At 40.7% G+C, this 6,208-nt stretch carries 8 protein-coding genes and 1 pseudogene; 4 read left to right on the forward strand and 5 right to left on the reverse strand.

Annotated features, from left to right (window positions below):
• Nucleotides 1-11 precede the first annotated feature (11 nt).
• From AC5V8P_RS22340 to AC5V8P_RS22350, 3 genes are all read right to left on the reverse strand, one after another.
• A complete protein-coding gene (locus AC5V8P_RS22340; protein ID WP_196771867.1) occupies nt 12-173 on the reverse strand; it encodes a hypothetical protein in 162 nt (53 codons plus the stop codon).
• 144 nt (nt 174-317) lie between these two features.
• Complete coding sequence (locus AC5V8P_RS22345) at nt 318-1,307, reverse strand: alpha/beta hydrolase fold domain-containing protein (protein ID WP_064797025.1); 990 nt, start codon at nt 1,305-1,307, stop codon at nt 318-320.
• Nucleotides 1,308-1,592: 285 nt separating this feature from the next.
• On the reverse strand, nt 1,593-1,862 hold the full coding sequence (locus AC5V8P_RS22350; RefSeq protein WP_064797015.1) for a CD3324 family protein: 270 nt from the start codon (nt 1,860-1,862) through the stop codon (nt 1,593-1,595).
• Nucleotides 1,863-2,397: 535 nt separating this feature from the next.
• On the opposite strand from AC5V8P_RS22350, the gene AC5V8P_RS22355 reads away from it, so the two are divergent.
• A complete protein-coding gene (locus tag AC5V8P_RS22355) occupies nt 2,398-2,928 on the forward strand; it encodes a DUF4303 domain-containing protein (protein ID WP_064797016.1) in 531 nt (176 codons plus the stop codon).
• Between the two features lie 102 nt (nt 2,929-3,030).
• Here the strand turns inward: AC5V8P_RS22355 and AC5V8P_RS22360 are convergent.
• A pseudogene (locus AC5V8P_RS22360) lies at nt 3,031-3,563 on the reverse strand (alpha/beta hydrolase).
• Nucleotides 3,564-3,622: 59 nt separating this feature from the next.
• On the reverse strand, nt 3,623-4,348 hold the full coding sequence (locus tag AC5V8P_RS22365) for an RNA polymerase sigma factor (protein WP_064797017.1): 726 nt from the start codon (nt 4,346-4,348) through the stop codon (nt 3,623-3,625).
• Between the two features lie 198 nt (nt 4,349-4,546).
• Here AC5V8P_RS22365 and clpP point away from each other — a divergent pair, with 198 nt between their 5' ends.
• From clpP to AC5V8P_RS22380, 3 genes are all read left to right on the forward strand, one after another.
• Nucleotides 4,547-5,131 (forward strand): ATP-dependent Clp endopeptidase proteolytic subunit ClpP, encoded by a 585-nt coding sequence (clpP, locus tag AC5V8P_RS22370; protein ID WP_064797018.1) that lies wholly within the window; start codon nt 4,547-4,549, stop codon nt 5,129-5,131.
• 70 nt (nt 5,132-5,201) lie between these two features.
• Nucleotides 5,202-5,408, forward strand: a complete 207-nt coding sequence (locus AC5V8P_RS22375) for a hypothetical protein (RefSeq protein ID WP_063210779.1) — start codon at nt 5,202-5,204, stop codon at nt 5,406-5,408.
• A gap of 112 nt (nt 5,409-5,520) precedes the next feature.
• Nucleotides 5,521-6,208, forward strand: a 688-nt coding sequence (locus AC5V8P_RS22380; protein ID WP_495473876.1) for an MBL fold metallo-hydrolase, incomplete at its 3' end; no start/stop codon positions are given.

Below are 6,208 nucleotides of genomic sequence, written 5' to 3' on the forward strand. Positions count from 1 at the left end.
TGATGGTTCGATTATTCGCGAGTCTCTTCGGATGCTTGACCCTGAGCTTCCACTGCGGACGCAAGACACGTATCTGCTTGCACAGCCGGTAGACTTTCTTCTTGTTGATCACCAGCTGACCCTTTGCTTACTACCATCTTCTTGAAATTCAGATCATACCGTTTTCTTTCCATTGTCGTCCCCTCCGATTGATTTCATTCTATCGGAATAAGGGGTGTACTGTCCAAGTTCATTTGGGGGCTAAATAGAAAGCACTGATGGGTATTCTCCAACAGCGCTTTATTTACTACAATCGTAGCTTATTAGCTTTTAGCATATTACTCATTAGAATCTGTACCCACTATCTTCAGAGCTTTCAATAAGGCGTGTTCACTTGTTCTGGCCCCTTCTTTTGAAAAATGCGCATCCGGAAACGCGGGAGACATATGATGGTATCCGGGATACACATGTAATTCCACTAAGACACCATCAAAGACCAGTTGTTTTGCAAAAAGCAAGGCTTCATCAATGAATAAATCAACGGTACCTATATTTATATAAGTCGGTGGTAACCCGACCAATGACTTAGCACGGGCCGGCACATAATACTCACTTACCTCCTCCTGACCTGGTTCATTCCCTAATACAGACTTCCAGCCAAAATAATTACTTTGTTTTGTCCATATAAACTCTCCTGCGTATGGATGCTCTGGTGCGATACTTGTGCGATCATCTAGCATGGGCCTCATTAATCTTAGATGATGGATTTCGAATTCTTTCTGATCACGAATATACAAGGCTAAGCCAGCCGCCAAACCGCCACCAGCACTGCTGCCTCCTACAGCAACCTTTTGAATATCTATCCCTAACTCTTCCGCATGTTCAATGCACCATTTTAGACCTGAATAACAATCCTGTAACTGACTCGGCTGTACATGCTCTGGGGCTAGGCGATAATAAACAGATACACAACAGAAACCATGCTGTACAGCAAGAGCTGCATTCGCAGGACGATCCACGACTGGACTTCCTAAGACCATTCCGCCTCCGTGTATCGAGTAATATAGGGGCATCTTATGATGCTGTGATTGTTTGGGCTTAATGATTTCGATTTGAATATCTGGACCACTAAAATAACTGGGCACAACCCTTTTTTCTAATGTAACCGGGAACATCTGTGTTACATCTATTTGCTGCATCATTTGAGATTGACTTTTACGTGATTCCATTAGTGTAGATTCGGTAAGATCAGTTGTTGGTATTAAATCTACTGCACTGATAATTTCGGGATCAATCAGATGTCTGCTTCTACTTTTTTGCTCCCCCACAGTAATCGTTTCCTCACTTTCTTGTTTCAAAGACCATTTATCTATATACATAATTTCTTTCATTATTCAGAAATGGTCCCCATCCAAATTCGTTGTTGCTGTTGTTTATATTCACATTTTAAAGATTAAAATAAACTTTATAAATGAAAACAACGATTTAGAATCATTTTTGGCATAAAAACGTTCATGAGAAAATTGACGGTGGAATCAAATCTTTTATCAAACAAAAAGACGTGACCGGATTGGTTACATCGCCATCATCCGGTCACGTCCTAGCACGCCATCCTACTTTTTATGTGAATAAACAATTTTCTTAATGGTTTCGGTAGAGAGGAAAAAATCCTTGGCTAATTGCTCGATACTGCTGCTATTTTGAAAAGCATTTCTGATTGCGGCATTTCGCTGTTCGAGCAGCCTTCTCCCCCCACTCAAACTGCCCCAATCCATATATTCCGTTTTTGGCTTAGGGATATACAGAGTCTCTCCCTGAACATATTTTTGGATTTCCGTAATTAGTTTTTGCGGTAAAACTTTTGTAGCATTCGTATATCTCAATTATACTCGCCCCTTATTCTGATTGTTTAAAATAAGGTGCAAAGCCAGTAATATTAAAAAAGCTTGTTCAGCGTTAAAAAAGATTTCGCCCCATACAAAGTAACGCTTTTCTAATAATTGGCTTTGCATGAGTGTAAGAAGTCACAGACAATCCTAACAGATTCTCCATCAGTAGGCACCCCCTTTTACCTCGCAAGTATAGCATAACTTCTATTCACCTGGGACCAGCAAATAATATCGGCCAAAAGCAAGCGAGTAAAATTAGACTGATAGGTAGCTGATTTTATACACTATCCATGAATGCTAACCACATAAAGCCGAAAATTAAAGCAACTAGCCCTACAATGCCCAACAAGCAAAAAAGTAAAAGCAAAAGAACAAATTTTTTACCATCCATAACCAACACCTCAGTAAACAATATAACACTATAAATAGCAACCTGTTCAAACCTATTGTAAGAATTTCTAAAACCGAGCCGAGCTAGTGATGTAAAATATAATTAAACATAAAACTCACAAAGGAGTATATGAGTCAGATGAGCAATTTTCTGAATGAATTTGAGGAAAGATTTAGAACAGGATTTCTGGATGATCTTAAAAGCATACTGGAAGAAGTGAAGGATGAGAAGGTTTACGCATGCGCGTTTGGCACAGACAGCGATTTTGTCACTTTGTTTGTAGCTGTTAATACAGAGGAATCACTGGTTAGACATATCACAAACATGAAAGCCCAAGACCTGTGCAACAGCAAGGAAGATGAAATTTATTACAGATGGGGATTAAGCGAATATCAATATGGCGATACAACACACCTTAATCATATTAGCAAATTTCTGTATGCAACTGACAATGTGTTGGACTATAAAGATGAAATGATAAAAATTATGGCCAAGGTAGTTATAGGAACCGACGATGTACTTTTTACTCAATTCGGTCAATCCAAGGAAGATATCACCTTTTTCGTGTCCATGACGGATGATGATATGGCCGAGGAATTGGAAAATCAGTCCGTAATTCAGATGACCAATGCCAAATTAGTTGATGGCTTCCTGCGTCGTTATCAATAGAAGTCGGTTGAAGCAACTCACGAACAGGCATCTCCTCCACTGTTTTTTCACCAGTTAAAATGGGAAGCAGGGAGATCAACTCCTTACTTCCCATTATGCTTATTATGCGGTTACATGTTCTTTCAACCACTGCCTATAAAACTGCAATTGCTCCGTGGTGTGAAAATAATGCTGTCCATGTTCCATCACTTTTAGCTGGCAATGAAATCGACTTGCAAACGTAGATATGACATCATATTTTTGATTATTCTCTCCATATCTAGCACTGGAGAAAGAAACAGGCATTGTCTAAGTGGGAAATGATTATAAGCAAGCAAACTAAAGTAGGCACCCATGCTGCAAGCGAAAATACTAATGTCACCCCATTGCTTTTGTGTGTAACGCATGATGAGGTCAAGGTCATAAACACAATTTTGAACTTTACAGACATACGCTTCTTCTTTGCGCTCACCATGTTCAGGCAAATCAAAACTGATGACTTGATACCCCTGTGCTGTTGCTTCTTCTGCAAATATAACGATCACATCATCCGCCTTGTGTGACATATTACCGTGGATAACTATAAATATCTTATCCGATTCACTGCCCCACAAAATTGCCGGAATACCTTCTATTTTCACTTTTTGCTTTATCATTACTTTACCCTCGCTTAAAACAGCCTATTGTAAGTTATCTTCCGGGTCAAAAAAACAAACTACGCCGCCACCATATTTACGGTGTGGGAATCCGTTTGTTTTACAGGAGTATGACTCCAGAGCAGCTTATTATTGACGATACCAATCATCACGTCTGGCTCTACCACATCCTGATAAGAGAGCATAACCAATGTTGCAATATCTCCCATCTGATATGCAGCCGTCAACGCCCTTAGAAAAGTTTTCGATTTTTCACTTTCCGGTAAGGATAATTCTCCTTTTAGAAATTCCTCCTGAACGGCTCCTAGCGATTTTCGTGCCCGATGAAGTGCAACTTTTACCGCTCCCTCTGTTGTACCCAGTATGTCAGATGTCTCATTAATCGAATATCCAAACACATCTCGCAGCAAAAAAACAGTCCTCTGAAGCGGAGATAAATGTTTTATTAAAGACTGTAACGCGATTTCAATTTCAAAAGATCCATGATCCGGCGCAGTTACTTTCGCTTCTTCCTTGTTCAATATCCGAGTGAAGACTGCTTTTCTTCGCATATCATCAATCCAGGTATTTTTAGCAATCCGCAGCAAAAGCGCTTTGGGATTGGTATGCTCGAATTTATTTAACTTTCCTAATGCTTTTACCCAAGTGTCCTGAGCCAGTTCTTCCGCATCCCAATTTGATTTCGTAAGTGACAGACAGTAGCGCTTCAGGACCGCCTGTAATTCCTCAAAGTTGTGGATGCTCACTGTATTGTCAGTCATTTGAATAGAATCATCTATGTTCATAGGCCTTCTCCTCCACGGTCATATTCTGCCCTTTGCAAAAGCAAAGCCATTTGCTACCTTCATTGTAAACGAACAAGAGGTTGGAGAAGTTACACCATATACGCAAATCGTTTCCCCATTAAAACTCCGTATCTTTTTACGGTCTCGGTTCGTTTACAAGAAGAAATCAACTGAACCAAGAAAATGGGGGTATCACAAATGAGTGTTTATGTTCCTTATGTTGTTGAGCAAACTGCTCAAGGTGAAAGATCGTACGATATCTATTCCAGACTGTTAAAGGATCGTATTGTGTTTGTAGGAGCAGCCATCGACGATCAATTAGCTAACAATATTATTGCTCAGTTATTATTTCTTGCGGCAGAAGATCCGAAAAAAGAAATTTATATGTATATCAACAGCCCGGGCGGTTCAACTTCCGCAGGATTTGCCATTTATGATACGATGCAGTACATCAAACCTGATGTGCATACGATATGTACGGGATTTGCTGCTTCGTTCGGCGCAATTCTTTTGTTGGCTGGCGCCAAAGGGAAACGTTCGGCACTGCCAAACAGTGAAATTATGATCCATCAACCGCATGGCGGCGCACAAGGGCAGGCCAGCGATATTGCGATCAGCGCCAAACGAATTTTATTAACTCGTGAAAAGGCAAACCGCATCACAGCTGAACGGACCGGCCAACCTTTGGAAAAGGTCGAAAAAGATATGGACCGGGATTTTTACATGTCCGCTCAGGAGGCATTAGATTATGGCATCATCGATCAAGTGATAACTTCTTTGTAGAGTATGCATAGGACTTGGTGATTTCCCTAATCCGGCTAAGAAAGTACAAGAAAAAATACGAGGTGATTTCATGTTAGCAAGCTTGCAAGGTAAGGAAGTAACTATTCATTTCATTGACGGAACATGTGCATGCGACGGGATACTGGATCAGATTGACGACAAGTTCGTTAAATACCTTACGCAATATCAGATGCTTGTCATTCCAATCACGTCCATTCGCACTGTATCCATAGACACTAAAGAAAGACAGCCATACAAAGTTGGATTTGCCCCATAATTCTATTTTAGCATTACTGGCACTCGCCGATCCGACAAGTAAAGTGATCCTTTCATGACTTGTGGAATCAACGAGCCGCATGGGTGTAAATTATTTATGGAGGCATGATATTATGGAAATCTCAAAGGGAGTAGAAATGCTTCAGCTAGATTTTCATGGGAATAAGATTCACCCTATTCTTTTATGGGATCGAGAAATGACTGTGTTAATAGATACAGGATTTCCCGGACAAATTGAAGATTTACGGGGAGCTATGAAAAAGGTAGGGGTATCGTTCGACAAACTAAAAGCTGTGATTTTGACGCATCAGGATGTGGATCATATAGGTAGTCTTCCTGAGCTTTTGCAGAAGTGTGGCAACATTGTTAAAGTATATGCGCACGAACTGGATAAGCCGTATATTCAGGGAGAGGTCCCTCTTTTAAAAGATAGCCAGCTTGCGAATCCTCCGAAGGGCAAAGTAGATGATACCTTAACAGATGGTCAAGAGCTGCCGTTTTGCGGCAGGATTCGAGTCGTCCATACGCCTGGACATACCCCTGGTCATATCAGCCTTTATTTAGAGCAAAGTAAGATTCTCATTGCCGGGGATTCGATGTACAGTGAAAACGGGATTCTCGCGGGAATTCATGCACCGACCACACCGGATATGAGTGAAGCTCGTATTTCATTGAAAAAGTATTTAGAACTCGACATAGCATCGGTAGTTTGTTATCACGGGGGATTAAGTAACGTAAATGTGAATGACCAGATATTAAGACTTAGTAGCGAGTTAATTTATAGCGAATTGAAGCAACCCC

Source organism: Paenibacillus sp. N119s, assembly GCF_059447605.1.